The organism is Roseateles sp. GW821-FHT03B02 (genome assembly GCF_059421025.1).
The window spans coordinates 454349-479554 of sequence record NZ_JBWKUV010000004.1 but is presented as its reverse complement, the minus strand read 5'-3'; the positions used below and the strand labels follow the sequence as shown (position 1 = coordinate 479554).

The following is a 25206-nucleotide window of genomic DNA, read 5'->3' as shown; positions in this document are numbered from 1 at the left end:
TGCAGGCCCGGCGTTCTGCCGCCGCCCGCTGTGGGCGCTGGCCGACCAGATCCAGCCTTTGCATGAAGCCATCCTCTCTCGTGCGCGCGGCTGCCGCCTGCGCCGCCCTGTCCGCCGGGCCCCTCGTCCAGGCCTGCGACGACTGCAACGACACACCGCCAGCGGCACAAGCTGCCGACGCCGACACGCCCGCCCCCCGCCACAGGCTCGCCCTGGTGCGCGTGCAAGGTGCGGCACCCAGCTCCCTGCCCACCAACATCCCCACCACCCGCGAGAGCGTCACGCGCGAGGACATCGAGCGCGGCGTCAACGCCACCGATGCCGAGGATGCGCTCAAGTACTTGCCCAGCCTGCTGGTGCGCAAGCGCTACATCGGCGACTACAACCACGCCATCTTGTCCAGCCGCGCCTCGGGCACGGGCAACAGCGCACGCTCAGGGGTCTACGCCGACGGCATGCTGCTGTCCAACTACCTGGGCAACGGCGTGGGCGGCCTGGCCTTCCCGCCGCGCTGGGGCCTGGTGGCGCCCGAGGAGATCGAGCGCGTGGACGTCATGTACGGCCCGTTCTCGGCCGCCTATCCGGGCAACTCGGTCGGCGCCGTTGTGGACTACGTGACCCGCATGCCGACTCGCTTCGAGGCCCATGCCAGGCTGAGCCATGTGCTGCAGCCTTTCAAGCTCAACGGCATCCAGGCGACCTATCGCGCCTGGCAGGCCAGCGCTTCGGTGGGCGATCGTGCCGGCGTTCTCAGCTGGTGGCTGAGCGTCAACCGCACTGACAGCGAAGGCCAGCCGCTGACCTTCACGGCCCGCCTCGTGGCCTCGGGCACCGTGGGCACTGGCGGCACCCCGGTCTCCGGCGCCGTGCTCGGCCTCAACAATGCCAACCAGCCCTGGTACCTGCTCGGCGCGGCCACGCAATACACCACCGTCCAGGACCACTTCAAGGCCAAGCTGGCCTGCGATCTCTCCCCCACGCTGCGCGCGAGCTATGTGTTCGGCGCCTGGCGCAATGCCGCCGATGGCGACTCCGTCAGCTATCTGCGCAACGCCGCCGGCCAGCCGGTGACGGGCGGCGCCATCGCCATCGACGGCCGGCAGTTCGCCGCGCTCACAGGCGCCGACTTTCCCCTCACCCGCGAGCGCCTGCTGCACACCCTGCACGGCCTGTCCGTCAGGAGCCGCAGCGGCGGTGAATGGGACTGGGAGGCCGCCGCCAGCCTCTACGGCTACGGCCGCGACGACAAGCGCCAGAACGCCGCCACCAACACCCAGCCCGGCGCCCGGATCGGCGGAGCCGGCACGCTGGCCCAGGGCGGCGGCAGCGGCTGGCGCACGGGAGCCGTCAAGGGCGTCTGGCGCCCGGCCGGCGGCAGCCATGTCGCGGACTTCGGCGTCCAGCAAGACGACTACCAGCTCCGCTACCTGACGACGAGCCTGGGCGGCAACTACCTGACGGACGGCCCCGGCACGCTGGCCAGCAACGTGCGCGGCCACACCCGGCTGCAGGCCGCCTATGCCCAGGATGCCTGGCTCATCGCCACCGACTGGAAGGCCGTGCTGGGCCTGCGCGCCGAAGCCTGGACGGCCAGCGACGGCCGCACCGACTTCTCCGCCAACGCCGGCCTCGGCTACCCGTCGCGGCGCGAGAACTACCTGTCACCCAAGGCCGCGCTGTCCTGGCAGGCGCTGGACAACGCCGTGCTCAAGGCCTCGGTCGGCCGTGCCGTGCGCATGCCCACCGTCGCCGAGCTCTACGGCGCCACCTCCACCACCAACTCACAGTACGTCAACGACCCCGACCTGCGGCCCGAGAAGTCATGGACGGCCGAGCTGAGTGCCGAGAGCAGCTGGGGCCCGCTGCGTTCGCGCGTCACGTTCTTCGCCGAGACGACGCGTGACTCGCTGTACTCGCAGACCGCCTTCGACGCCACGGCCAACAGGAACATCAGCCGCGTGCAGAACGTCGACAAGGTGGGCACCACCGGCCTGGAAACCACGCTGGGCACGAGCGACTGGCTGACCCGGGGGCTGGACCTGTCGGCCAGCCTCACCTACACCGACTCCACCATCAAGGCCAACTCGGGCTTCGTCGCAACGCCGGGTGACACGCTCGGCAGGCGGCAGCCCAACATCGCCCGCTGGCGCGCCACGCTGCAGGCAGCCTGGCGCTTCAACGATTCGCTGAGCGCCAGCCTCGCCGCCCGCTACGGCGGCCGGCAGTACCGCACGCTGAACAACGCCGACGTCAACGGCTTCGCCTACCAGGGCGTCAGCCGGTTCGCCACCGCCGACCTGCGTCTGCTGTGGAAACTCGACCGGCAGTTGAGCGCCGCGGTCGGCATCGACAACCTGAACAACGACAAGTACTGGAACTTCCACCCCTACCCGCAACGCAGCTACTCGGCTGAACTGAAGGTCGACCTATGAAAGAACTCCTCCCTGCCCTGCTGCTCGCGCTGGCGGCTGGCGCCCGGGCCCACATCGCACTGGAGCAGCCCGAAGCCCCGGCCGGCAGCAGCTACCGCGCCATCTTCAAGGTCGGCCACGGCTGCGAGGGCGGCACGGCGACGAAAGAGATCGCCGTCACCATGCCTGAATCTCCGCAAGGCCTGCGCGGCGCCAAGCCCATGCCCAAACCCGGCTGGACGCTGACCACGAAGCGGCGGCCGCTGAAGACACCTTACGACAGCCACGGCAGCCTCGTCACCGACGAGCTGGCCGAGGTGCGCTGGACGGCCGACGGCGAGGCCAACCAGCTGCCCGACGCCTGGTACGACGAGTTCGTGCTGCGGGCGACGCTGCCGGCCGAGCCGGGCGAGCTGGCCTTTGCGGTGCGCCAGGTCTGCACCCAGGGCGAATGGAACTGGGCCGAGCTGCCCAGCGCCGCCAACCCACGCCCGCGCGCGCCTGCGGTGCGGCTGAAGGTGGTGCCGGCGCGCGCCGAGCCGCACGTCCACTGAAGCGGAAAAAGGCCGGGCCACCCCCGGCTGATCGCGGCTTTGTTCACGCTCGGCTGCGCCGATGATTCAGCCCGTCACCAGTGCATGGCCCCCGGCAACGTTGCGGCCCCTGGCGAGGCGGAACGCGATCCGCCCGCGACCATGAAAGCACGAGATCTCGGCCCGACTGCGACACCCCGGTGTCGCCCTGCCCGGCCACCTGCGCTGTGATCCACGCCGCAGCCCCACGCCCCCTCCCGGGGTGCGTCCAGGGCGGCGTGAAGCGCTCTTGCGCCCCGACCGGTTCACGCCGGGCGGGGCTTTCCTTTGTTCAGCGCATCGCCACGATGCCGCCCTCGCGCGCCTGGGCCAGCAGGAACAGGCCAGCCTCGCTGCGCTCGCCGCTCCTGACCTGCACGTCCACGAGGCAGGCCTGGCCGACGGTGGTGGCGCGCAGCAGGCGCGTCTGCCGCGGCTGGGACGAGCGGCCCAGGCGCTCCACCAGCTCCCGGTAGACCGCCTGGCGGCCCGCCTCCGCGGCGGCGCCCAGGCTGCCGTCAGGTGCGAACTGCGCCGTCAGGCCCCAGGCGTCGCTGGCGTTCCAGCGCGCGTCGAAGTCGTCCAGCCGGCGCTGCAGCGCGGCCTTGTCGTCGCAGGCCGACGCGGCGGCGTAGGCCTCGGCAGGCAGCGCCAGCACGCCGGCGGCGACGAGGCCGAGGGCCGTGACGAGGGCCGAGAAGAAGCCCAGCTGGGCGGACGGGGTGAGTTGCTTCATGACACTCTCCTGGCGGTTCGGATCAGGGCTGGGCCGGCGGCGTCGGCTCGGGCACCTTGTTGCGGATCGGGGGCAGGCTCTGCAGATAGGCGAACACGGCCTTGAGGTCGTCATCGGTCATCTGCTTGTAGGCCGGGATGGGCATGGGCGGCAGCACCGGGCGGCCGCGGCCGAGGTGGCGGCCGGTGCGGATGGTCTGCACGAAGTCGTTCTCGCTCCAGCGGCCCAGGCCGGTCTCGGGGTCGGGGGTCAGGTTGGCGGTGTAGCTGACACCCCAGGGGCCTGCCCAGGCCGTGTTGGTGGCCGACGAGATCACCAGCCACGGCCCCTGCGGCAGCGCGGGCACCGGCGGCATGGCGAGCTGCTGCGGGTGGCCGGAGAAGAGCCGGTCCATGTCGGGCTCGGGGCCGTGCGCGCCCATCTTGAACGGCGTGTGGCAGCTGATGCAGTCGCCGGTGGCGACGATGTAGCGGCCGCGCTCGACGCGCTCGCGCGCAGCCTGGTCGGCAGCGGCCGGGGCCGCCTGCGCAGCCATGGACGCCATCAGGGTCAGCAGGGGGATGAGTCGGTTCATCTGAAGTTCTCCGGGTTGAAGTGGCGGGCCAACAAAGCCAGGCCCTGGGCGTCGATCTCGCGGGTGCCCAGGGGCGGCATCTGCTGGTAGGGGTTGCGGGTGCCAGCACGCTTCAGCACCTGGGCGCCGTCCACCGGCGCAGCGGGCCGTCCCACGTCCAGCGCCAGGCGCAGCGGCACGGGCACGCCGCCGTCGAAATGGCAGTGGCCGCAGTTGCCGTGCAGATAGCCGCGGGCGGCCTGCTCGGCGGGGCTGGCGGCGATGAAGTCCGGCGCCTGCGTGGCCCAGGCGGAGGGGGCGTTCTTCAGCAGGCCCTCGCGCACAAGCGCCGGAACGGCGGGGCCCAGTTGCAGGGCGGCGAAGCCCAGCACCGGGCTGCGTGCGCCGGCGTGGCAGGCCATGCAGTCGCCGCTGGACGGCACCTCGTAGCGGCGCCCCCCGGGCAGCGTCAGCACCTGGCCGCGGGCCGGGGCGCGCACGGCGTCGGCGCCGTCCCAGACGTAGCTGGCGGCCTCCCAGCGACCGTCGGCGCCGAGCAGGAAATGCCGCGTCTCCACCGGGCGGCCGTCGACGGCGAATTCCTTCCACAGCCGCGTGCCGACCGGGAAGCGCCAGGCATCCGGCTGGCTCGCGTCCACCTGCGTACCGGGCGGCAGCGCGATCCAGCGCCGCTTGGCCGCACCGTCGGACCACAGCGCAAAGCGCGGCTCGAAGGCCCGCACGCCGGCATCGCCCAGGCCGGTCTGGCTCAGACGCTCAGGCAGCTCCGCCCACGCCGCGGTGCAAGGCAGCAGTAGCAGCAGGAGCAACAGGACGAGGGCGAGGCGGTGCATGGCCGGCACTTTGCCGGGCGCACGTCACCCGGGCATCGCCCCGACGGGCCACCGCCGCTGCCACCGGAGAGCCATGACGAAGGCCATGCCCATGGCCCATCGGGCATGGCCCGTCGGAGCGATGGCAGGACGGCCGCCGGCCGGAACACTGCCAGGCATCCGGCCCCCTTCCCCTCACCTCTTCACGCCGGCTTCAAGGAGCTTCCATGACCACCACCGCCCGCCTCGACCTCTATGCCCACATCCACAAGGCCCTGCGCTTCTTCATGAGCGACACGCTGCAGCAACTGGGTCGCCTGGACGTCGAAGATCCGCTGGACCTGGCCGCCGGCCTGGCCCAGCTGGACGCGCTGCTGGACGCCGCCCAGCACCACGTCGAGAAGGAAAACGGCTTCATCCATCCCGCCATCGAGGCGCGCCGCGCCGGCGCCAGCGCGGCCATCGAGGCCGAGCATGAGGAACACCTGGACAGCATCGCCACGCTGCGCGCGGAAGGCGCCGCCCTGCGCGCCATGCCCACGGCCGCCGCGGCCCAGCGCCTGTACCGCCGCTTCGCCGGCTTCGTCGCCGAGAACTTCGAGCACATGGCCGTTGAGGAGAGCCGCCACAACCAGGCGCTGTGGGCGGCCTACACGGATGACGAGCTGCACGAGCTGCACGGCCGCATCCTGGCCAGCATCGGCCCGCGCGAGATGAGCGAGGTGCTGCGCTGGATGATCCCGGCGCTGACGCCCACCGAGCGCGCGGCCCTCATCGGCGGCCTGCCGCCCGCGGTGCAGGCGCCCGTGCTGGCTTCGGCCCGCTCGCTGCTGAACGACGCCGCCTGGGCCAAGCTCTGCCGCGCCGTCGGTCAGGCGAGCGTGCCGGGCCTCGTGGAGGCCTGAGCCTGCCGGTTCCACCACGCGGCGGCCTCGCCGCGTGAGTTCAGGCCCAGCTTGTCGAGGATGTTGGCCACGTGCCGCTTGACGGTGTGGGGGCTCAGGTCCAGCGCGCGGGCGATGTGCTTGTTGCTGGCGCCGGCGGCGATCTGGGCGATGACCTCGGCCTCGCGCTGGGACAGGCGATCGTCGAGGCCGGCGACGGCAGCCGAGGCGGTGGCCGGCATGTCCAGCGCCAGCGCATCAAGCCAGCCACGCAGCCGCGCCAGCGCGGCCGGCTCGATGAGTTCGCCCCAGGGTTGCGCTGCCATGCGGCGCATCAGCGGCACGGCCCAGAGCAGGCCGCCGGGATCGCGCTCGGCCAGTGCCGGCGCCAGGGCCTCGGCGGCGCCGTGCAGGTCTGCCTCGTCCAGCAGCGCCGCGGCCAGGCGCAGCTGCGCCTCGGCGCGCTGGCCCAGCAGGTCGGCTGCCTCGCCCTCGGCCAGCAGGCCGCGCCACAGCGCAATCGCCTCGGCGCGCCGGCCGGCCAGCTGGGCCTGCTGGGCGCGCAGGCCGGCCAGCGGATCGCGCCGGTGCGGCGAAGTCAGGTCGGGCAGCTCGGCGCCCTCGCGCACCAGCCGGGTCAGGCCTTCGTCGAGCAGGGCGCGCTCGCCGCAGGCAGCCGCCATGCGGGAGCAGAAGAAGATGCCGTGCCATAGCCCCCAGCGGCCATAGCCGGGCACGTGCTCGGCCAGGCGCAGGCGCATCAGCGCCAGGGCCGATTCGTGGCGGCCATGCACCAGGTCCAGCATCGCATGCAGGGCCTGGCCGTGGTTGCGCGCGATGACGAGGCGGCCGAACCAGGCCGCGTCGGCCTCGGCGCGCGCCAGGTGCTGCTCGCTCTCGCCCAGCTTGCCCTGCCAGAACAGGCTCCAGGCCCAGGCCATGTGGGCCATCACGCCCAGCGGCAGCGGCCGCTCGCCGACCACCTGCAGCGCGCCGCGGAACCAGCGCTCCATGGGCGCGGCCATGCCGCGGCAGCTGATCTGGCGCGGCGCCGGCACGCCGGTGTACCAGGCGTCCACGGTGGGCTGCTTCAGCAGCTCGGCCAGCAAGGCCTCGAACAGCGGCGCAACGGCGTCGAACCGGCAGCTCTCCAGCGCATGCCAGCAGCGCCCGAGCAGCACGATGCGGCGCGCCTCGCCACTGAGCCGGCTCTCGCCGTCGAAGGGATCCAGCGCCTCCAGCAGCGCCGCCGCCTGGGTGAGCCGCCCCTGGGCGATGAGCAGGATGCCCAGGTGGGCACGCGCGATGCGCAACGCGGCCAGGTCGCCGCGCGCCTCAAACAACACCTCGGCGCGGCCCAGGTGGAACTCGGCGCGCTCGGCCTCCCACATCGTCCACAGGGCCACAGCCTTGACGCGGTGCAGCTCGGGGCTGGCCTGGGCGAACGCATCGTCGAAGCGGGCGGCCAGATCCAGCAGGCCCTGGGCACCGAGCTGGTTGATGAGCAGCGCCGCATCGGCCAGCAGCAGTTCGGCCGCACGCTCCGGCCGGCCGGCCGCCATCAGCAGGCCGTGGCGGCGTTGCGGGTCGGTCTCCAGCATGGCCGCGCGCTCCAGCAGCTGGCGGTGCGCGTCGGGCTGCTCCTGGCGCAGGCGCTGCTGCAGCATGTCGCGGAAGAGCTGGTGCAGGCGCAGCGTGTGCGGCGCCAGGTCGACGACGGTGACGAACAGCGCCAACCGCTCGATCTCGGCCAGAAAGGCCGCCACCAGCGCCCCCTCGCCCAGGGCCTGGCAGCGCGCCACGTCCAGCTCGTGCAGCACGCTGCTGCGCAGCAGGAAGCCGCGCAGCTCCGGGTCGAGCCGGTCCAGCACTTCGGCGGCAAGGTAGTCGAAGGTGGCGCGGTCGATAGCCGCGGGCAGGGCAGCGCGCTGCGAAAGGCCCAGGGCCAGGCGCAGGCCGGCCGCCCATCCCTGGCTGCGCTGGAAGAGCTCGGCCCCCGCCTCGTGGCCCAGGCCCGCGGCCTGCGCGAGCTGGCTCACCTCGCCCTCGTCCAGCGCCAGCTGCGCCGGCCCGAGGTCGGCCAGCTCGCCGGTGGCGCGCAGCCGGGCCAGGCGCAGCGCCGGTTCATGGCGGGCGGCCAGCACCAGGCGCCAGCGCTCGCCCATGCGGGCCAGCCAGCGGTCCAGGAACTGCAGCGAGGCGGGATCGACGAGGTGGTGGGCGTCGTCCAGCACGATGAGGCCGTCCTCGACCTCGCAGGCCTCCAGCGCGTTCAGCATCGCGTCGGCCACGGTGATGATCTCCGGGCCGCCACGCAGGGCTGCGTCGCGCAGGCCCTCCGGCGCGGTGCGCCAGGGCGGGTCGAAGGGCTCGAAGGCGGCGAACAGGCAGTCCAGCAGGCGGCCGAGGTCGTCGCCTTCGTCCAGGGCCACCCAGGCGACGGCGCTGTCCTCCGGCACGTCGGCCAGCGCCTGCGTCAGCAGGGCCGTCTTGCCGTAACCGGCCGGTGCGCAGATGAGCAGCACGCGGTGGGCATCCAGCGCGTTCTGCACCGCGGCCAGCAGGGCCGGGCGCGGCAGCAGCAGGCCGGCACGCGGGCGCGGCGCACGGGTCTTGGTGTGGGCGAGTGCCATGGGCGCGAATGATAGGCAGAGCCCCGCCCTTGCGGGGGCGGGTGGGCCGATCAGGCGGCCAGCAATTGCTCCAGCCGCTGTTCGCGCAGGCCGTAGAAGCGCTTGATCTCGGCGATCTGCGCCAGCAGCTCGGGCCGGCGCGCCGCCAGCGCGTCAGCGGCGGCTCCCTGGGCCTTCACGGCAAGAATCATCTTGTTCTTGCTGGTGTGCTCCAGCGCGATGAACTCGAAAACCTGGGTGCGGTAGCCCTGGCTCTCCAGCAGCAGGGCGCGCAGGGAGTCGGTCACCATCTCGGCCTCCTGGCCGAGGTGGATGCCATGCTGCAGCATGGGCCGCAGCACCGCGGGCAGGGTCATCTGCGGGCGCAGCTCCTTGTGGCAGCAGGGCGAGCTCATGATGATGCGGGCGCCCGACTGCAGGCCGACATGCAGGGCATGGTCGGTGGCGATGTCGCAGGCGTGCAGGGCGATCATCACGTCCAGCGGCTGCACGGCCTGGGTGCGCACATCGCCCTGGTCGAAGCGGATGCCGGCGAGATGCTCGCCCTCGATGACGGCGTTACACAGGCGCACCATGTCGTCACGCAGCTCGATACCGGTCACGCGCGGCTGCAGGCCGTGGGCCTGAAGCCAGTCATGCACCGCAAAGGTCAGGTAGCCCTTGCCCGAGCCGAAGTCGGCCACCCTGATCGGTCCAGGCACCGGGCCGGCCAGGCCGGCCTCGTCGACAGCGGAGGCCAGGATCTCGACGAAGCGGTTGATCTGCTTCCACTTGCGCGCCATGGCCGGCACGAGTGCCGGCTCGCCCTTGACGAGATGCGTCAGGCCCAGGGCAGACCAGACCGGGTGGGCCATGTCCAGCGGCCGCTGCTTGGTCTTGTCGTGCGCTGCCGCTGCCGGCGCCTCGGCGCCGTCGACGCGCGTCACACGCAACGTCTCGCGCCCCTTGCGGCTGACGGCGAACTGCACCTCCTCGGCCGCCGTGTGCAGGTGGGCGTTGCGAAACCGCGCGCCCAGCAGCACAGCGATCTCGGCCAGGCCGGCCTCGGGGGCATGGTTCTTGGTGACGTCCTTGGTGCGGTGGCGCCACAGAAAGCTCAGCGCCGGCTCGCCGCGCAGCTCGATGGCCCGCACCGTCAGGCGTTCGACGTCTTCGTCGTCCCCCACGGGGCCCGACAGCAGCAGCTTGCCGAACTGCCCGCCGGCCAGGGCCAGGCGCACCAGATGCAGGAAACGCTCGTGAGCCGGCGCGGCGGCGGCGGGGGGTGGAGAGATGAGTTGGGTGAACAGCATTGACGCGAATTGTCCCCGCGACTCGGGGGGAAAGCCCCGCCAGACGCCGATTTCGGCACGTTTTCGCGGCCCTCACCCCCTCGGCGCGGGGATGCGCCAAAGGCTGGGCATCCCTACATTGACCCCCTAGTTCTAGGTCCCATGCACAAGGGACACGACATTCCATCCAACCGGGGAGCCCGAAAACATGTCCAAGTTCATTCGCCTGCTGATCGCTTCCGCACTGACCGCCCTGTCGGCCACGTCGGCGCACGCAGACTTCGTCTTCACGACCCAGGGCGTGGACTTCACCTACCACTGGATCGACGCGGACAGCTTCTCGCTGCGCATCGAGAACGCGCTGGACGCCAAGGGCGACTGGGCATCGGCCACCCACCTGGGCTATCTGGGCTTCAAGAACTTCGGCACCCTGGGCACGCTGACGGGCGCGAAGGTCGCCATCAGCCCCGCACCGAGCACGCTCATCAACTGGCAGTTGACCGCCGGCGAGCTGACGGGCAACGGCTGCAACGGCAACGCCGCCTCGAACGCCATCTGCCTGGACGCCTCGCCCGACGTGGCCCTGAGCAACGACCTGCTGTTCACCATCGACCTGCAGGGCACGGGCATCGCCCTGTCCGCCACGGCCGCGCCTGAGCTCAAGGCCAGCTTCACGACCTACCAGGCGCCCTCGAAGAACAAGCCGGAAGCCTATCTGAAGACCGGCACCCTGCTGAGCCAGACGATGATGAACGCCCAGGTGCAGGCCCTGCCCGAGCCGGCCTCGCTGGCCCTGGCCGGCCTGGCCCTGGCAGGCGCTGCCGTCGCACGCCGCCGCGCGCGCGGCTGAAGCCGATTCAGCCGGCGCGCCTGCGCTGGCTCCACAGCCCGATACAGCCCAGGCCGGCCAGCAACAGCGCCAGGCTCTGCGGCTCGGGCACGGCTGCCGCGACCTGCAGCGGGGCCCAGCTCATGGACGCCAGGCCCAGGCGCTCGTCGGTGACGACGCCCGGGATGCTGTAGGTGGGCCAACCCATGCTTTCATAGCTGAAGAGGCGCTGGCCCTCGCCGTCCTGGCTGACGGCCGCCAGATGCCACAGCCTGCCGCTGGCAAGTTCGTATTCCAGGCCCGCACGCTCGTCGAAACCCAGGCTGAAAGCCTCCACCGCACGGTTGCCTGACCAGTTCAACTGGAACCCGGTCAGCTCGTAGCCATAGAGCCAGCCGTCGCCATCGAGATCGGTGCCGGCGAAGCTGCCGCTCAGCGTGGCGCCGTCGGCAAAGCCGGCCTGGCTGAACCGAAAGCTCTGGGCCTGGGCCGGCTCGACGAAGGCGGCGGCGGCCACGGCGACCAGGGCCGTGAGGGCAAAGAAGCGCGGGGCGGACATGACGGGACTCCAAGGGGAATTGAGGAGCCGCCATGCTGCCGATCGGGCCGCCCGGCCGCTTCGCCCAGGAGAGCCATGCCCCTGCCATTCGTGATGGCCCGCGGAGGCCAGCGAGGTCTCAGGCGTGCGTCACGAGGCCGCGCGTCTCGGCGGTATCCAGGTGGGGCAGCGCGTTGAAGGTGACGAGGTTGTGCCGCCTGGGGTTGAACGCGAACTCGGTGACGGCCGAGTTGCGAATGCGCAGGTTGAGCTCCACGAAGGTCTCGGGGGGTGTGGCCAGCACCTGGGCCACGGCCGTCGCAATGGGGCCGCCGCTGGAGACGATGAGCACCTGCTTGCCCACGCCCAGGGCCAGCACGCGGGCCAGGGCATCGGCCACATCGGCGGCGAAGTCGGCATGGCTCGGCATCCCCGCCGGCTGGGTCTCGCCACGCATCCAGGCCAGCAGCCCCTGGCGCAGCAGGCGGAAATGCTGCTTGATGGCCTCGGGGTCGCGCGGCACTTCCAGCGGCCCGGGATGGATGGCGCGCACGACGGCCTCGCTGTCGTACTCGTTCAGGCCCGGCAGCGCGACGGCGGGCAGGTCCGTGCCGAAGCCTTCGACGATGCCGGCCAGCGACTGCACATGCCGCTTCAGCGTGCCGGTGAAGACGGCGTCGAAACGCTGGCCGCGCTCGCGCCAGTAGGCGCCCAGGTGGCGGCATTGCTCATGACCCCTGGTGCTGAGCTGGTCGTAGTCGGCCGCGCCGAAGCTGGCCTGGCCGTGGCGGACGAGGTGGAGACTTCCCATGCCCGCCATGATGAAGGGCAACGGCGCCTGCGGCTGTCGCGACAATGACGCCATGACACTGCGAATCGCCACCCGCGACGACACCGCCGAGATCTGGCGCGTGCGCTATGCCGTCACGGAGAACACGCTGACGCCCGGACGCATCGCCGACGCCGAGCTGCATGCCTATCTGGAGGACCATGGCCGCGGCTGGGTCGTGGAGCTGGCGCCGGGCCGGATTGCCGGCTTCGCCATCGGCGACGCCCGCGACGGCCACATCTGGGCCATGTTCGTCGACCCGCCGCTGCACGGCCGGGGCTACGGCCGGCAGCTGCACGACGTGATGGTGGATTGGCTGTTCGCGCAGGGCCACACCAGGCTGGATCTGGGCACCCAGCCCGACTCGCGCGCCGAGGCGTTCTACCGCCGCGCCGGCTGGCAACCCACGGGCGAGGGCCTGGACCGCTGGGGCGACAAGCCGTTCGAACTGAAGCTGCAGGACTGGAAGCACCATGCTTGAAACCCATGTCATCGAGACCGGCCCCGCCCCTGCCACGACGCTGATCGTGCTGCACGGGCTGGGGGCGGACGGCCACGACTTCGTGCCCATCTGCGGCGAACTGGACCTGCGCGCCCTCGGCGCCGTGCGCTTCGTCTTCCCGCACGCGCCCGAGCGGCCGGTAACGATCAACGGCGGCTACGTGATGCGGGCCTGGTACGACATCCTGGGCACCGACCTCGTGCGCCGCGAGGACGAGGCCGGGCTGCGCGAATCGCAGGCCGCGATTGCCGCGCTGGTCGATGCGGAACGTGCCCGCGGAGTGCCGGCCGGGCGCATCGTGCTCGTCGGCTTCTCGCAGGGCTGCGCGATGGCGCTGATGACGGCGCTGCGCTACCCCGAGCGGCTGGGCGGCGCGGTGGGGCTCTCGGGCTATCTGCCGCTGGCCACGACAACGGCGGCCGAGCGCGCCGCTGCCAACGCCGATCTGCCGATCTTCATGGCCCATGGCACGCAGGACCCGGTCGTCGCACCTGCCCGCGGCACGGCCAGTCGCGACGCGCTGCGCGCGCTGGGCCACGCGGTCGAATGGCACGACTACCCGATGCCGCACTCGGTCTGCATGGACGAGATCCAGGACCTGAACGCCTGGCTGCTGAAGCAACTGGACTGAGTTCGCCGCGCTGTTCGCCGCGCTGCGTCGACCGCAGCTCGGCGAAGATCGATGAGTCATGGAGCGTCTCGCAGAACAGATCGTCGCCTGGCACAACCGCCATCCGCTGGCGCGGCGCATCGCCATGGGCGACGTGCACACCATCGGCGTGGTGGCCCTGCCCTTCGTGCGCGCCTCGGCCGAGGCGGGCGGCCTCGTCGAGCCCGTCCTGACCGACGCCGTCACCTTCGACGAGCTCGCCGCCGCACCGCGCCAGTCCGCGGTCGGCGCGCTGTGGCAGCGGCTGCGCAGTCTGCGCCTGCCCGGCCGCAAACCGCGCAACCAGTGGCGCGCCTTCAGCGAGAAGTTCCTGCCGGGCCTGAGCCCCGCCCGCGTCGAGCGCTTCGCGCTGGCGCACGGGTTTTCCGAGCCCCCGGCCACGCCCGAAACCCAGCCCTGGCGCGTCATCGTCATCGACGAGGCGCTGGCCAGCGCGCACAGCGGCTGGCCTTTCGAGCTTTATCTGATGACGGCCGGCGTGGACGTCGGCGCCCAGCGCACACGCGTGCTGGCCGGCCGCGGCATTCCGTCGGAGATCGCCGGCCGCCGGCTCTGGGACATGCGCCGCGTGGGCGCCGCAGCCGCCGTGCTGGCCCTGCTGGGGGCCCTGGGCGCCTGGATGCTGTGGCCAGGCAACGCGGCTGCGCCAGCGCCTGCGGCGGAAACGGTGGAAATGGCGGCATCGGCCGCCTCGATGCCAGCCCCCGCCTCGGCGGCTGCATCGGACCCGCCCGCCCGGCCGGCTTCGCAGGCCGATGCCGCATCCGCGCCCGTGGTGGCAGCGTCGGCAACGGAGGCCGCCGCCAGCGCCGCGGCCGAGGACGGTGTGCCGCCGGACATCCGCCCCCGCCTCGTGGAGCGTGCCGACGGCATCAAGCGCCCGCCGCTGCGCTCGACCCCACCGTCTGAGCAGCCGGCGCAGAAGGTCGCCGACAAAGCGACCGAGAAGGAGCTGCCCTCGGCGGCCCCGGGCAAGCCTGAGACGGTCGACCCGCGCCTGGCTCGCCTGGCCCAGTCACCGGACAAGGTCGTCGTCGCCCTTGTCGGCCCGCGGGGCAGCAAGGCCGAGGCCGAGGCGTTGCTCAAGAAGATGCAGGCAGGCCTGGTGGGCGTGCACAGCAACCCCGACGCGCTGCAGGCCGACGTCATCCAGACGCCCGAAGGCTGGCGGGCCACGGTCTGGCCCTTCCCGAGCCGGGAGCAGGCCCAGCTCATCAACGCAACGCTGGTGGCGCGCGGGCTGAAGACCAAGGCGGTGAACTTCTAAGGCCGGCGGATGACGAAGGCGCGCTTGTCGCCGCCGTCGAAGCCGCAGCGTTCGTAGAAGGCCCAGACGGCCGGGTCCTTGCGGCTGGTGGTCAGCACGACCTTGTAGCAGCCGGCACGCCAGGCCTGCGCGATGGCATGGCGGATGACAGCCTGGCCGTGGCCGCGACCTCGGTGGTCGGCATGGGTGACAACGTTCTCGATGACGCCGTAGCTGCAGCCGCCACGCGTGAGGTTGGGAACAACGGCGAGGTTGCAGCTGGCGATGAGCCGCCCTGCGTCGAACAGCCCGAAATGTCGCAGGCCCGCGTGTGCGAACACGGCGCGCGCCGCCTCGGGCGAGGGCGGCGCGTCTGCGGGGTTCAGGTGCTGGTAGAGCGCCAGCAAGGCGTCGAGGTCTTCGACGCCCAGGTCGCGGAGGGCGCTCGTCGCCGTCACTTCACCTCGAGCTTCATCGTGTTGGCGATGAAGGCGAGGATGTCGCTGCGCTCCTCGATGATCTTGGAGGTGGGCTTGCCGGCGCCATGGCCGGCGTTGGTCTCGATGCGGATCAGCTTGGGCGCCGGGCCGGTGTCGGCGGCTTGCAGCGTGGCGGCGTACTTGAAGCTGTGCGCCGGCACGACGCGGTCGTCGTGGTCGCCGGTGGTGATGAGCACTGCCGGGTATTTCGCCCCGCTCTTGACGTTGTGCACCGGCGAGTAGGCCAGCAGCGCCTTGAACATCTCGGCGCTGTCCTTGCTGGTGCCGTAGTCGGTGGCCCAGGCCCAGCCGATGGTGAAGTTCTGGTAGCGCAGCATGTCCATCACGCCGACCTGAGGCACCGCGGCGGCGAACAGGTCGGGCCGCTGATTGGTGACGGCACCAACGAGCAGGCCGCCGTTGCTGCCGCCGTTGACCGCCAGCGTCGCCGGGCTGGCAACTTTGTTGGCGACCAGCCATTCCCCGGCGGCGATGAAGTCGTCGAAGACGTTCTGCTTCTTCAGCTTGGTGCCGGCGTCGTGCCAGGCCGAGCCGTACTCGCCGCCGCCGCGGATGGAGGCGATGACGTAGACGCCGCCCATCTTCAGCCAGGTGGCCGCGGTGACGCCGTAGGCCGGCGTGATGGCGATGTCGAAGCCGCCGTAGCCGTAGAGCAGCGTGGGGTTGCTGCCGTCGAGCTTCAGGCCCTTCCTGGACGCGATAAAGATGGGGAAGCGCGTGCCGTCCTTGCTGGTGACGAACTCGCGGCGGGTCTCGAACTCGTCGGGGTTGAAGGCGGTCTTGGGGCGCTTGAAGAGTTCGATCTTGCCGGTCTTGACGTCGTAGCGGTGGATCTCGGCCGGGTTGGTCAGGCTGGTGTAGCTGAAGAAGGTTTCTCGGTCTCCCCAGCGGCCACCGAAGCCGCTGGCCGTGCCGATGCCGGGCAGCTCGACCTCGGTGATCGGCTTGCCGTCGGCGCCGTGCACGCGCACCAGCGTCGCGGCGTCATGCAGATAGCTCAGCAGGTAGCGGCCTCCGACGGCGGAGGCGCCAGTCATGGCGTCCGGGCCCTCGGCAACCAGCGTCTTCCAGCCCGCCGGCGCAGGGTGCTTCGGGTCCACGCTGATGAGGCGGCCGCGCGGGGCGTCCTTGTCCGTCTTGATGATCAGCCGGCCACCGACGACGGCGACCGGGCTGTACTGGGCATCGAAGCTCAGCGTGACGGGCTGGGGCTTGCCACCGGCGAAACCGCCCTTGGGCAGCGGCAGGACCATCAAGCCGTTCTTGCTGCCGGCGCTCTTCCAGACACTGATGAGCAGCAGTCGGCCGTCGTCCGACACCTCGGCGCCGAAGCCCCACTCCTTGTCCTCGCGGTTCTCGGCCACGAGCACGTCGTCGGCCTGGGGGCTGCCGAGGCGGTGGTAGTAGAGCTTTTGGAAGTAGTTGGCGCCCTTGAGCGCATCGCCCGCCTTGGGGGCGTCGTAGCGCGAGTAGAAGAATCCCTTGCCGTCGGCCGTCCAGGCCGCGCTGCTGAACTTGACCCACTCGATCGTGTCGGCGAGATCCTGGCCGGTGGCCAGGTCACGCACCTTCCAGGTCTGCCAGTCGGAGCCTGCACCGGCCACGCCGTAGGCCAGCAGCTTGCCGTCGCGCGAGGGCACGACGCCGCTCAGTGCCACGGTGCCGTCCTTGCTCATCGTGTTGGGGTCCAGCGCGACGACCGGCACGTCCTTCAGCGACCTGGCCGTGTAGAGCACGTTCTGCTGCTGCAGGCCGTCGTTGCGGGTCCAGAAATAGCGGCCGCCCTCGCGGAAGGGAATGCCGAAGCGCTCGAAGTTATAGAGCTCGGTGTAGATGCGGCGAGCCGGCAGGCGCTGGGGCATGGCGGCGAGGAACTTGTCCGTGACCTCGTTCTGCTGGACGACCCAGGCCTTGGTGTCGGCGCTGTTGTCGTCCTCCAGCCAGCGGTAGGGGTCGGCGACGGCCGTGTCGTGGTAGGTGTCGAGCTGCTCGACCTTGCGGGTGGCGGGATAGGTCATCGTCTGGGCCTGGGCGCCGGTGGCAAGCACGGCGGCGATGGCGAGGGCGGACAGGGAGAGCTTCATCAGGCGGAGTCCTGCGATTTCTGGAAACCCCCGATTTTCCGCGCCCCCACCCGGAGCGCCGATGGTCATGCGATGAAGCCCTGACAGCGAAAACCCCAGGGCGCAAAGGCTCACGCCCCGGCTTGCAAGCTGGTGGTCCTTCGGCGGGCGTCCGACAGTCTGAGCCCGGACACGTTCAGTCCTGAGGACTGAACGTGTCTGGCGAAGGCCAGAGCCGCTGGCTCTGGCGCGCAGGGGTTGCCCTCGGCCCCGACTCAGCTCCGGTAGTCGGCGTTGATGCTGACGTAGTCGTGGCTGAGGTCGCAGGTCCAGACCGTCGCGCTGGCCGCACCGCGGTTCAGGCCGACGCGGATGGTGATCTCGGCCTGCTTCATGACGCGCTGGCCGTCTTCCTCGCGATAGCTGGGCAGGCGTCCCCCCTGGCGCACGACGGCGACATCGTCCAGGTCCAGGTCGATCAGGCCCTGGTCCAGGTCGGCGATGCCGGCATAGCCGACGGCGGCGAGGATGCGCCCCAGGTTGGGGTCACTGGCGAAGAACGCCGTCTTGACCAGCGGCGAGTGGGCGATGGCATAGGCTGCCAGCTTGCACTCGGCCTCGTCGCGGCCGCCCTGGATGGTGATGGCGATGAACTTGGTCGCGCCCTCGCCATCGCGCACGATGGCCTGAGCCAGTTCCTGGGCCAGCGCGATCAGCGCCTCGCGCAGCAGCTTGGCATCGGCGCTGTCCAGCGACGTGATCTCGGCATGCCGGGCCTGGCGGCTGGCGATCAGCATGAAGCAGTCGTTGGTGGAGGTGTCGCCGTCGATGGTGATGCGGTTGAAGGAGGCGTCGGCAGCCTCCTTCACCAGCGACTGCAGCAGGGCGGGTGCGATGTTGGCGTCGGTGGCGACGAATCCCAGCATGGTCGCCATATTGGGCCGGATCATGCCGGCGCCCTTGGAGATGCCGGTCAGCGTGACGGGCACGCCACCGATCTCGATGCAGCGCGACGCCGCCTTGGGCAGCGTGTCCGTCGTCATGATGCCGGCGGCCGCCTCGGCCCAGCCATCGCTGCGCAGCGCGGCCAGCGCGCCGGGCAGGCCGGCGGTGATGCGGTCGACGGGCAGTGTTTCCATGATGACGCCGGTGGAGAAGGGCAGGATCTGCTCGGGCCTGCAGTTCAGCAGGCCGGCCAGGGCCTGGCAGGTCTCGCGGGCACGGGCCAGGCCGTCGGCGCCGGTGCCGGCGTTGGCATTGCCGGTGTTGATCAGCAGCGCGCGGATGGCCGAGCCACCGGCCAGATGCTCGCGGCAGAGCTGCACCGGCGCGGCGCAAAAGCGGTTGGTCGTGAAGACGCCGGCGACGGCCGCACCTTCATCGAGAGCGATGACGCTCAGGTCGCGGCGGTTGGCCTTGCGCACGCCGGCCATCGTCACGCCGAGGCGCACGCCCGGCACGGGCAACAGGGAGGCAGGATCGGGGGCGGAGAGATTGACGGGCATGGCGCGCTCGGAGAGTCAGAGAAACCGCGCGGATTGTAGGAAGCAGAAATGAAGAAGGCTCCCGAAGGAGCCTCTGTGCGACACCGGATTCGATCAGCGCGGCAGGCGGCGGCGGGCCACCAGGCCGACGACACCCAGGCCGCCGAGCAGCAGCGCATAGGTCTCGGGCTCAGGCACGGCATTGGCCGGCGTGGCGACGATGAGGTCCTGGTAGCTGGCATTGGTCAGCCGGGTCAGCGAATACAGCGCCGGTCCCTGGTAGGACTGGGCCAGGGCCAGGTAGCTGGTTGCCAGCTGCTCGACCGACTGGGCGGTGGAGAGCGCCTGGCCGGTCAGCCCGCTGGACTGCAGGTAGAAGCTGCCGGCGCTCTGGGCGACGCTCAACGTCGCGCCGGTCTCGCGCACGATCTCCCAGACGGCGAATTGGAACGCCGCCTGCTGCTGGCCGTTCTGGACCCCGCCGAAGCTGCTGGAGTACAGCGCCTGCAGCAGGTCGCCCTGCGTGCCGCCGAAGCTGCTCGCCGTGTAGGTCTTGAAGTTCGGGTTGCCCGCCAGGTTCGTGCTGAGGGCGAACGACTGCTCAGGCTCGATGCAGTAGGCGACAAAACTGCTGCCCGCGGCATCGATGTAGTTCAGCCCGCCGGTCACGTAGTTGGTGATGACCGAGTTGGAGAGCTTGGGATCGTCCGCATCGCGGCTCATGAAGCGGATGCTGGTCGAGGTGGCGGCAAAGGCCGACGCACCGGCCATCAGGGCAGCGGCGAAGACGAAGCGCTTGGACATGATCGATGGCTCTTAGATGTTGGCTGATGCTGATTAACGGGGGCGGCGGCGCGTCAGGCTCAGGCCCGCCAGTGCGACGGCCACCAGGGCCAGCGCCGTCGGCTCGGGCAGTTCGTTGCCCTGGCCTTCCAGGTTGGCGGTGTAGCCCTCCTGCCCCTTGGCGCCGATGCCGACGCCGATGACGTGCAGCGTCCAGTTGCCGGCGGCCAGCAGCTGCGGGCCGAAGGTCCAGACCTCGGTGCCGAACACTTCGTTGTCCAGATCGACGAACTGGGTGGCTGACGGCGTCAACGCCAGCACGGTGCTGCCCGACTGCAGGAAGGCCGACGTGATGTCCACGCTGGCGGCGACCTCGGTGGAGAAGGTCGTGATGTTGCCGCTCAGCAGCGTTTGCGCGTTGAGCTGGAAACCGTAGCTGTCGTTGAAGAAGACCGGCGCGCTGCCGTCCGACACGATGCCGTTGTTGCCATAGTTCAACGAGACCGGCGCTGCCGAGGCTGTGCTGGCGGCGAAGGCCAGGCTCAGGGCGGCAAGGGCTGCGGACAACGTTTTCATAACGCGCTTTCTGGTTCTCTATCAGGGACTACCCGAGTTTTCCCGGGGCTTGGGCTGCACTCTAGGGGGGCGCGCTCGCGCCGCGCACCCCTCAGGCGTGTGGCGCGGGGCCTGCAACGTGCTCAAACGCACGGTTTTCCCCCCACATGGGTGGGCTCTGGCAGCCATGCCGCGCAAGAAAAACGGGCCGGCAGAGCCGGCCCGTCAGGGGTTCCAGAAGCGGGGGCTCAGGCCAGCTTGCCGTGGCAGAGCTTGAACTTCTTGCCGCTGCCGCAGGGGCAGGGGTCGTTGCGGCCGATGTGGCCGTACTCGGCCAGCAGCGTGGCGGGGTCGACCTCCTGGCTGACGGAGCCGTCCTCGTTGGGGTGCTGGTAGGTCACGTTGGACACGGCCTCGGCGCGGCGCTCCATCGCCTCGGCGGCCTGGTTGACCTCTTCCTGGCTCTGGATGCGCACGTTCATCAGCGTGCGGGTGACTTCCATCTTCACGAGGTCCAGCAGTTGCGAGAACAGCTCGAAGGCCTCGCGCTTGTACTCCTGCTTGGGGTTCTTCTGGGCGTAGCCGCGCAGGTGGATGCCTTGGCGCAGGTAGTCCAGCGCCGCGAGGTGCTCGCGCCAGCGGTGGTCGATGCTCTGCAGCAGCACCATGCGCATGAAGGGGTTGAACTGTTCGATGCCAACGCGGTCGAGCTTGCTCTGGAACTGCTCGTCACCCGCCTTGACGACGGCCTCGACGATCTCCTCGTCGGTGATGGAGTCGCTCTTCTTGACGAGCTCGGTCAGCGACAGCGGGATCTGCCATTCAGTCTGCAACACCTGCTCCAGGCCAGCCAGGTCCCACTGCTCCTCGACGCTCTCGGCCGGCACGAAGGTGCGCACGACGTCGGTCAGCGTCGATTCGCGCAGCGAAGCGATCTGGGCAAGGAGGCTCTCGGCCTCCAGGATGTCGTTGCGCTGCTGGTAGATGACCTTGCGCTGGTCGTTGGAGACGTCGTCGTACTCCAGCAGCTGCTTGCGGATGTCGAAGTTGCGGGCCTCGACCTTGCGCTGCGCGCCTTCGATGCTGCGCGTGACGATGCCGGCCTCGATGGCCTCGCCCTCGGGCATCTTGAGCCGGTCCATGATGGCGCGCACGCGCTCGCCGGCGAAGATGCGCATCAGCTGGTCGTCCAGCGACAGGTAGAAGCGCGACGAACCCGGGTCGCCCTGGCGGCCGGCACGGCCGCGCAGCTGGTTGTCGATGCGGCGGCTCTCGTGGCGCTCCGTCGCGATGATGCGCAGGCCGCCCTCGGCGCGCACCTTCTCGTGCAGGCCCTGCCACTCGTCCTTGAGCTGCTGGATGCGGCGCGCCTTCTCGTCGGCGGGGATGGCCTCGTCGGCCTCGATGAACTCGATCTGCTTCTCGACGTTGCCGCCCAGCACGATGTCAGTGCCGCGGCCGGCCATGTTGGTGGCTATGGTGATGACGCCCGGGCGGCCGGCCTGGGCGACGATCTGCGCTTCCTTCTCGTGCTGCTTGGCATTCAGCACGCTGTGCGGCAGCTTGGCCTGCGTCAGCAGCTTGGAAATGAGCTCCGAGTTCTCGATGGACGTCGTGCCCACCAGCACCGGCTGGCCGCGCGTGTGGCAGGCGCGGATGTCCTCGATGACGGCCGCGTACTTTTCCTTGTCGGTCTTGTAGACCAGGTCCAGTTCGTCCTTGCGGATGGTCGGGCGGTTCGGCGGGATGACGACAGTCTCGAGGCCGTAGATCTCCTGGAACTCGTAGGCCTCGGTGTCGGCCGTGCCCGTCATGCCGGACAGCTTGCCGTACATGCGGAAGTAGTTCTGGAACGTGATCGAGGCCAGCGTCTGGTTCTCGGCCTGGATGGCCACGCCTTCCTTGGCTTCGACGGCCTGGTGCAGGCCATCGCTCCAGCGGCGCCCGCTCATCAGGCGGCCGGTGAACTCGTCGACGATGACCACCTCGCCGTTCTGCACGACGTAGCTCTGGTCCTTGTGATAGACATGGTGGGCCCGCAGCGCAGCATTGAGGTGATGCATCAGCGTGATGTTGGCCGCGTCGTAGAGGCTGCCCCCTTCCGGGATCAGGCCGGCCTCGGCCAGCAATGCCTCGGCCACCTCGTGCCCGTCCTCGGTCAGGTGGATCTGGTGCGACTTCTCATCCACCGTGAAATCACCCGGCTCGATGACGCCCTCGCCCGTGCGCGGGTCGAGCTCGCCGATCTGCTTCTTGAGCTTGGGCACGACAGCGTTGATGCGCAGGTAGACGTCGGTGTGGTCGTCGGCCTGGCCGGAGATGATCAGCGGCGTGCGCGCCTCGTCAATGAGGATGGAGTCCACCTCGTCGACGATGGCGTAGGACAGGCCGCGCTGCACGCGGTCGGCCGTCTCGTAGACCATGTTGTCGCGCAGGTAGTCGAAGCCGTACTCGTTGTTGGTGCCGTAGGTGACGTCGGCGGCGTAGGCAGCCTGCTTCTCCTCGCGCGGCATCTGCGGCAGGTTGATGCCCACCGACAGGCCGAGGAAGGTGTAGAGCTTGCCCATCCACTCGGCGTCGCGGCGCGCGAGGTAGTCGTTCACCGTGACGACATGGACGCCCTTGCCCGTCAGCGCGTTCAGGTAGACGGGCAGCGTGGCCATCAGCGTCTTGCCTTCGCCGGTACGCATTTCGGCGATCTTGCCGGCGTTGAGCACCATGCCGCCGATGAGCTGCACGTCGAAGTGGCGCATCTTCAGCGCCCGCTTGCTGCCCTCGCGGCAGACGGCAAAGGCCTCGGGCAGGATGTCGTCCACCGTCGCGCCACCGGCGATGCGCTGCTTGAACTCGGCCGTCTGGGCGCGCAGTTCGTCGTCGGTCAACGCCTCGTACTTCGGTTCCAGCGCGTTGATCTTCGCCACGGTGCGGCGGTAGTCTTTAAGCAGACGCTCGTTGCGGCTACCGAAAATCGAGGTGAGAAGCTTGGGCAACATGCTGCGAAGGGATGGGGGCTGCGCTGACACGCCGACGGGACGACCCGGCCGGCAAGAGGGGGCGAATCTGAGGGCGCGGCGGGGCATTGCAAGAAGGACTTGCCCGGTCGCGCAAAACGGCGCAGTTTAGCAGCGGGGCCCGGCGGCAGCCGTCAGCGCCGGCCGGGCTGACTACACTGCCGCCATGTCTACCGCGCCCCGCTATCTCGCGCCCAGGACCTCGCGTGCCAGCGTGCCTTCACCCACGCCGGTGGCTCAGGCCCTGCGCGAGCACGCCGGGCTGGCCTTGCTGGGCGAGCGGCTAGAGGCTTCGCGCCGCCGCCTGCGCGTCATCGCGCCGGCGCTGCCCGGCCACCTGGCCGCCAGCCTGCAGCCCGGGCCGCTCGACGAGGACGGCTGGAGCCTGCTGGCAGCCAACGCCGCCGTCGCCGCCAAGCTGCGCCACCTGCTGCCGCGACTCGAAGCCCTGCTCGCCCAGGCCGGCTTGCCCGGGCGCATCCGCATCAAGCTCGTCCAGAAATGACAAAACCCCAGCGCCGGAGCGCTGGGGTTCTGATGTGGTGCCGGCTATCGGATTCGAACTGATGACCTACCGCTTACAAGAAAACTGGTCGGTTGTTTGATGCAGTTTGATTAGTTGGATAAGGGCTTGATTTAGAACAGCAACCCGATATCTTCCAGTTCTACTGAGTTTGATTAACCACCCGCAGTTTTACCGATGCGGGTAGCACCAAGGTAGAACGAGGGATGCCATCAATCCGTCTGGCCTTCGAGCGCAAGGCTCTGGCCGCCATCACGCCGGCCGAGAAGCGCGCCACCTTTCAGGACACCGCCAAGCGCGGGCTGGTGCTGGACGTCACCCCGAACGGCGTGAAGACCTTCCGGATCTACCGCAAGGTCGCCGGCAGGCCGGAACGCATCACGCTCGGCCACTTCAACGCCTCGTTCCCGGACAGCCGCGACTTCCCGCAGGGCACCGACTTGCTGAAGGCGCTCGACACCCGCCCCGAGCTGAACGTGCGGATGGCGTACCGCATCGCCGACGCGGTGAACATGCAATTAGACGGAGGCACCAACGTTGCGGAGGTCAAGCGGCAGGCACGCGGGGAGCTGACCCTGGGCCAGCTGTTCGACAAGTGGTGCACCGAGCATGCCGAGCCCAACGGCGTGCGGACGCTGGGTGCGATCAAGCAGCTGTATCAGCGCTTCCTTGGCGCCCTCCCAGACGAGCCGCGCAAGAAGCACGGCCGCGCGCGAACGAAGCCGCCCTATGCGGTGAACTGGCACAACCGTCGGCTGTCGACCATCACGCCCGACGAGGTCCGCCGCCTGCACCTGGCCGCCGGCAAGCACCTGTCGAACACCAGCGCCAATCACATCGTGGACCTGCTGCGCCAGCTTTACCGCAAGGCAGAGAGGTGGGGCGATTTCAAAGGCACCATCCCGACCGTGTCGGTGGAATTCTTCGACGAGAAGGGCAACGAGCGCGAGCGGTTCCTGAAGCCCGACGAGCTGCCACGCTTCTGGACCGCGCTTGATGAAGAGCCGAACCAGGCGTTCCGAGACTACGTGTTGCTGGCCATCCTCACCGGCGCCCGTGGCGGCAACATCGTCGCGATGCGCCGCGACCAGGTCGATTTGCAGAGCGCGGAATGGGTCGTTCCCAACACTGCTTCGAAGAACAAGACCAGCATGCGCATTGTGCTGGTCCCTGAGGCGGTGCAAATCATCAAGCGCCGGCTGGACGAGATTGCTGGCGACTGGCTGTTCCCTGCCCAGTCGAAGGCCGGGCACATGCTCATCCCGCGCAAGCCTTGGGACGCATTCCTAGAGCGCGCCGGCATCACCAACCTGCGCCGTCACGATCTGCGGCGTTCGCTAGGCAGCTGGCAGGCCCGCACCGGCGCGAGCTTGATCATCATCGGCAAGAGCCTGGGCCACAACAGCCAGGCAGCGACGCAGATCTACGCGCGCCTCGACACCGACCCCGTGCGTGATGCCGTTAACCGGGCCACGCAGGCCATGCTTGGCACGCGAGCCGAGGCGGCCGAGGTGGTCCAGATGCCGGTCAAGCAGGCTCGCACCAAGGCCAAGAAGTCCTTGTGATCGCCAGATTAAACGAATACATTATTCCCATGGTCACGAAGCCCACACCCCCCGCCCGCCGTGGCCGCCCTGCCCTTTCCGAGGGCGAAGCGACGGTGCCGGTGGTGATCCGCATGACCGAGCCGCAGAAGGACAAGCTGCGACGACTCGGCGGGCCGACGTGGGTGCGCGACCGCATCGACAAAGCAAAGGAGCCCAGCTCCTGAACCCGGCGC

Annotated in this window: 23 protein-coding genes; 10 read left to right on the top strand and 13 right to left on the bottom strand. The window is 70.0% G+C overall.

The window, feature by feature from the left end; all coding sequences use genetic code 11:
• Positions 1-62 precede the first annotated feature (62 nt).
• Both AC07VX_RS14595 and AC07VX_RS14590 read left to right on the top strand, forming a co-directional pair.
• Positions 63-2432, top strand: coding sequence for a TonB-dependent receptor (locus AC07VX_RS14595; RefSeq protein WP_493165448.1), 2370 nt, complete (start codon positions 63-65; stop codon positions 2430-2432).
• A complete protein-coding gene (locus AC07VX_RS14590; protein ID WP_493165447.1) occupies positions 2429-2965 on the top strand; it encodes a YcnI family copper-binding membrane protein in 537 nt (178 codons plus the stop codon). Before AC07VX_RS14595 ends, AC07VX_RS14590 begins: the two co-directional genes overlap by 4 nt.
• Positions 2966-3275: 310 nt before the next feature.
• Here the strand turns inward: AC07VX_RS14590 and AC07VX_RS14585 are convergent, their stop codons facing one another.
• Genes AC07VX_RS14585 through AC07VX_RS14575 form a run of 3 tightly spaced genes read right to left on the bottom strand, consistent with a single transcriptional unit; the run spans position 3276 to position 5126 of the window.
• The gene (locus tag AC07VX_RS14585; RefSeq protein WP_493165446.1) at positions 3276-3719 is read right to left on the bottom strand and encodes a hypothetical protein; all 444 of its coding nucleotides are present in this window, start codon (positions 3717-3719) and stop codon (positions 3276-3278) included.
• A gap of 22 nt (positions 3720-3741) precedes the next feature.
• Complete coding sequence (locus tag AC07VX_RS14580) at positions 3742-4293, bottom strand: c-type cytochrome (RefSeq protein WP_493165445.1); 552 nt, start codon at positions 4291-4293, stop codon at positions 3742-3744.
• Positions 4290-5126, bottom strand: a complete 837-nt coding sequence (locus tag AC07VX_RS14575; protein WP_493165444.1) for a hypothetical protein — start codon at positions 5124-5126, stop codon at positions 4290-4292. Before AC07VX_RS14575 ends, AC07VX_RS14580 begins: the two co-directional genes overlap by 4 nt.
• Positions 5127-5332: 206 nt before the next feature.
• Between AC07VX_RS14575 and AC07VX_RS14570 the strand changes: the two genes are divergently transcribed.
• Complete coding sequence (locus tag AC07VX_RS14570) at positions 5333-6010, top strand: hemerythrin domain-containing protein (RefSeq protein ID WP_493165443.1); 678 nt, start codon at positions 5333-5335, stop codon at positions 6008-6010.
• On the opposite strand, the gene AC07VX_RS14565 is transcribed toward AC07VX_RS14570, so the two are convergent.
• Positions 5977-8622 (bottom strand): winged helix-turn-helix domain-containing protein, encoded by a 2646-nt coding sequence (locus tag AC07VX_RS14565; protein WP_493165442.1) that lies wholly within the window; start codon positions 8620-8622, stop codon positions 5977-5979. The two genes, AC07VX_RS14570 and AC07VX_RS14565, sit on opposite strands and share 34 nt — an antisense overlap.
• A gap of 50 nt (positions 8623-8672) precedes the next feature.
• Positions 8673-9914, bottom strand: coding sequence for a class I SAM-dependent methyltransferase (locus AC07VX_RS14560; protein ID WP_493165441.1), 1242 nt, complete (start codon positions 9912-9914; stop codon positions 8673-8675).
• Positions 9915-10101: 187 nt separating this feature from the next.
• On the opposite strand from AC07VX_RS14560, the gene AC07VX_RS14555 reads away from it, so the two are divergent.
• The gene (locus tag AC07VX_RS14555) at positions 10102-10743 is read left to right on the top strand and encodes a PEP-CTERM sorting domain-containing protein (RefSeq protein WP_493165440.1); all 642 of its coding nucleotides are present in this window, start codon (positions 10102-10104) and stop codon (positions 10741-10743) included.
• A 7-nt stretch (positions 10744-10750) separates the two neighbouring features.
• Here AC07VX_RS14555 and AC07VX_RS14550 read toward each other — a convergent pair whose 3' ends face one another.
• Together AC07VX_RS14550 and AC07VX_RS14545 are read right to left on the bottom strand one after the other, a co-directional pair.
• Positions 10751-11281: a PEP-CTERM sorting domain-containing protein gene (locus tag AC07VX_RS14550; protein WP_493165439.1), complete on the bottom strand. Its 531-nt coding sequence runs from the start codon at positions 11279-11281 to the stop codon at positions 10751-10753.
• 118 nt (positions 11282-11399) lie between these two features.
• Positions 11400-12071 (bottom strand): histidine phosphatase family protein, encoded by a 672-nt coding sequence (locus tag AC07VX_RS14545; protein WP_493165438.1) that lies wholly within the window; start codon positions 12069-12071, stop codon positions 11400-11402.
• Positions 12072-12123: 52 nt separating this feature from the next.
• Here AC07VX_RS14545 and AC07VX_RS14540 point away from each other — a divergent pair, with 52 nt between their 5' ends.
• The 3 genes from AC07VX_RS14540 to AC07VX_RS14530 are packed head-to-tail and all read left to right on the top strand — an operon-like array spanning position 12124 to position 14528.
• Positions 12124-12570 (top strand): GNAT family N-acetyltransferase, encoded by a 447-nt coding sequence (locus tag AC07VX_RS14540; RefSeq protein ID WP_493165437.1) that lies wholly within the window; start codon positions 12124-12126, stop codon positions 12568-12570.
• Entirely contained in the window at positions 12563-13222 is a 660-nt protein-coding gene (locus AC07VX_RS14535; protein WP_493165436.1) for an alpha/beta hydrolase, read from the top strand. The genes AC07VX_RS14540 and AC07VX_RS14535 overlap by 8 nt, the downstream gene beginning before the upstream one ends.
• Positions 13223-13280: 58 nt before the next feature.
• Positions 13281-14528 (top strand): hypothetical protein, encoded by a 1248-nt coding sequence (locus AC07VX_RS14530; protein ID WP_493165435.1) that lies wholly within the window; start codon positions 13281-13283, stop codon positions 14526-14528.
• On the opposite strand, the gene AC07VX_RS14525 is transcribed toward AC07VX_RS14530, so the two are convergent.
• From AC07VX_RS14525 to secA, 6 genes are all read right to left on the bottom strand, one after another.
• On the bottom strand, positions 14525-14965 hold the full coding sequence (locus AC07VX_RS14525) for a GNAT family N-acetyltransferase (protein WP_493165434.1): 441 nt from the start codon (positions 14963-14965) through the stop codon (positions 14525-14527). The genes AC07VX_RS14530 and AC07VX_RS14525 overlap by 4 nt on opposite strands.
• Positions 14962-17091: a prolyl oligopeptidase family serine peptidase gene (locus AC07VX_RS14520; RefSeq protein WP_493165433.1), complete on the bottom strand. Its 2130-nt coding sequence runs from the start codon at positions 17089-17091 to the stop codon at positions 14962-14964. The genes AC07VX_RS14525 and AC07VX_RS14520 overlap by 4 nt, the downstream gene beginning before the upstream one ends.
• Positions 17092-17345: 254 nt before the next feature.
• Complete coding sequence (gene argJ / locus AC07VX_RS14515; protein WP_493165432.1) at positions 17346-18575, bottom strand: bifunctional glutamate N-acetyltransferase/amino-acid acetyltransferase ArgJ; 1230 nt, start codon at positions 18573-18575, stop codon at positions 17346-17348.
• 93 nt (positions 18576-18668) lie between these two features.
• Entirely contained in the window at positions 18669-19358 is a 690-nt protein-coding gene (locus tag AC07VX_RS14510) for a PEP-CTERM sorting domain-containing protein (protein ID WP_493165431.1), read from the bottom strand.
• A 33-nt stretch (positions 19359-19391) separates the two neighbouring features.
• A complete protein-coding gene (locus AC07VX_RS14505) occupies positions 19392-19913 on the bottom strand; it encodes a PEP-CTERM sorting domain-containing protein (RefSeq protein WP_493165430.1) in 522 nt (173 codons plus the stop codon).
• A gap of 227 nt (positions 19914-20140) precedes the next feature.
• On the bottom strand, positions 20141-22885 hold the full coding sequence (gene secA / locus AC07VX_RS14500) for a preprotein translocase subunit SecA (protein WP_493165429.1): 2745 nt from the start codon (positions 22883-22885) through the stop codon (positions 20141-20143).
• A gap of 184 nt (positions 22886-23069) precedes the next feature.
• Between secA and AC07VX_RS14495 the strand changes: the two genes are divergently transcribed.
• The 3 genes from AC07VX_RS14495 to AC07VX_RS14485 all read left to right on the top strand — a co-directional run bounded on the left by AC07VX_RS14495 (position 23070) and on the right by AC07VX_RS14485 (position 25197).
• Positions 23070-23408, top strand: a complete 339-nt coding sequence (locus AC07VX_RS14495; protein WP_493165428.1) for a hypothetical protein — start codon at positions 23070-23072, stop codon at positions 23406-23408.
• Positions 23409-23632: 224 nt separating this feature from the next.
• Positions 23633-24991 carry a tyrosine-type recombinase/integrase gene (locus AC07VX_RS14490; protein WP_493165427.1) on the top strand — a complete coding sequence of 453 codons (1359 nt, stop codon included), beginning with the start codon at positions 23633-23635 and terminating at the stop codon, positions 24989-24991.
• A 29-nt stretch (positions 24992-25020) separates the two neighbouring features.
• Entirely contained in the window at positions 25021-25197 is a 177-nt protein-coding gene (locus AC07VX_RS14485) for a hypothetical protein (protein ID WP_493165426.1), read from the top strand.
• Positions 25198-25206 lie beyond the last annotated feature (9 nt).

What these genes read in the sequence shown, in the direction of transcription:
- AC07VX_RS14510 (WP_493165431.1), bottom strand. Translation starts at nt 19,358, where the DNA reads ATGTCCAAGCGCTTCGTCTTCGCCGCTGCCCTGATGGCCGGTGCGTCG.
- AC07VX_RS14560 (WP_493165441.1), bottom strand. Translation starts at nt 9,914, where the DNA reads ATGCTGTTCACCCAACTCATCTCTCCACCCCCCGCCGCCGCCGCGCCG.
- secA (WP_493165429.1), bottom strand. Translation starts at nt 22,885, where the DNA reads ATGTTGCCCAAGCTTCTCACCTCGATTTTCGGTAGCCGCAACGAGCGT.
- AC07VX_RS14545 (WP_493165438.1), bottom strand. Translation starts at nt 12,071, where the DNA reads ATGGGAAGTCTCCACCTCGTCCGCCACGGCCAGGCCAGCTTCGGCGCG.
- AC07VX_RS14595 (WP_493165448.1), top strand. Translation starts at nt 63, where the DNA reads ATGAAGCCATCCTCTCTCGTGCGCGCGGCTGCCGCCTGCGCCGCCCTG.
- AC07VX_RS14535 (WP_493165436.1), top strand. Translation starts at nt 12,563, where the DNA reads ATGCTTGAAACCCATGTCATCGAGACCGGCCCCGCCCCTGCCACGACG.
- AC07VX_RS14540 (WP_493165437.1), top strand. Translation starts at nt 12,124, where the DNA reads ATGACACTGCGAATCGCCACCCGCGACGACACCGCCGAGATCTGGCGC.
- AC07VX_RS14580 (WP_493165445.1), bottom strand. Translation starts at nt 4,293, where the DNA reads ATGAACCGACTCATCCCCCTGCTGACCCTGATGGCGTCCATGGCTGCG.
- AC07VX_RS14575 (WP_493165444.1), bottom strand. Translation starts at nt 5,126, where the DNA reads ATGCACCGCCTCGCCCTCGTCCTGTTGCTCCTGCTGCTACTGCTGCCT.
- AC07VX_RS14565 (WP_493165442.1), bottom strand. Translation starts at nt 8,622, where the DNA reads ATGGCACTCGCCCACACCAAGACCCGTGCGCCGCGCCCGCGTGCCGGC.
- AC07VX_RS14590 (WP_493165447.1), top strand. Translation starts at nt 2,429, where the DNA reads ATGAAAGAACTCCTCCCTGCCCTGCTGCTCGCGCTGGCGGCTGGCGCC.
- AC07VX_RS14570 (WP_493165443.1), top strand. Translation starts at nt 5,333, where the DNA reads ATGACCACCACCGCCCGCCTCGACCTCTATGCCCACATCCACAAGGCC.
- AC07VX_RS14505 (WP_493165430.1), bottom strand. Translation starts at nt 19,913, where the DNA reads ATGAAAACGTTGTCCGCAGCCCTTGCCGCCCTGAGCCTGGCCTTCGCC.
- AC07VX_RS14585 (WP_493165446.1), bottom strand. Translation starts at nt 3,719, where the DNA reads ATGAAGCAACTCACCCCGTCCGCCCAGCTGGGCTTCTTCTCGGCCCTC.
- AC07VX_RS14550 (WP_493165439.1), bottom strand. Translation starts at nt 11,281, where the DNA reads ATGTCCGCCCCGCGCTTCTTTGCCCTCACGGCCCTGGTCGCCGTGGCC.
- argJ (WP_493165432.1), bottom strand. Translation starts at nt 18,575, where the DNA reads ATGCCCGTCAATCTCTCCGCCCCCGATCCTGCCTCCCTGTTGCCCGTG.
- AC07VX_RS14490 (WP_493165427.1), top strand. Translation starts at nt 23,633, where the DNA reads ATGCCATCAATCCGTCTGGCCTTCGAGCGCAAGGCTCTGGCCGCCATC.
- AC07VX_RS14495 (WP_493165428.1), top strand. Translation starts at nt 23,070, where the DNA reads ATGTCTACCGCGCCCCGCTATCTCGCGCCCAGGACCTCGCGTGCCAGC.
- AC07VX_RS14555 (WP_493165440.1), top strand. Translation starts at nt 10,102, where the DNA reads ATGTCCAAGTTCATTCGCCTGCTGATCGCTTCCGCACTGACCGCCCTG.
- AC07VX_RS14485 (WP_493165426.1), top strand. Translation starts at nt 25,021, where the DNA reads ATGGTCACGAAGCCCACACCCCCCGCCCGCCGTGGCCGCCCTGCCCTT.
- AC07VX_RS14520 (WP_493165433.1), bottom strand. Translation starts at nt 17,091, where the DNA reads ATGAAGCTCTCCCTGTCCGCCCTCGCCATCGCCGCCGTGCTTGCCACC.
- AC07VX_RS14530 (WP_493165435.1), top strand. Translation starts at nt 13,281, where the DNA reads ATGGAGCGTCTCGCAGAACAGATCGTCGCCTGGCACAACCGCCATCCG.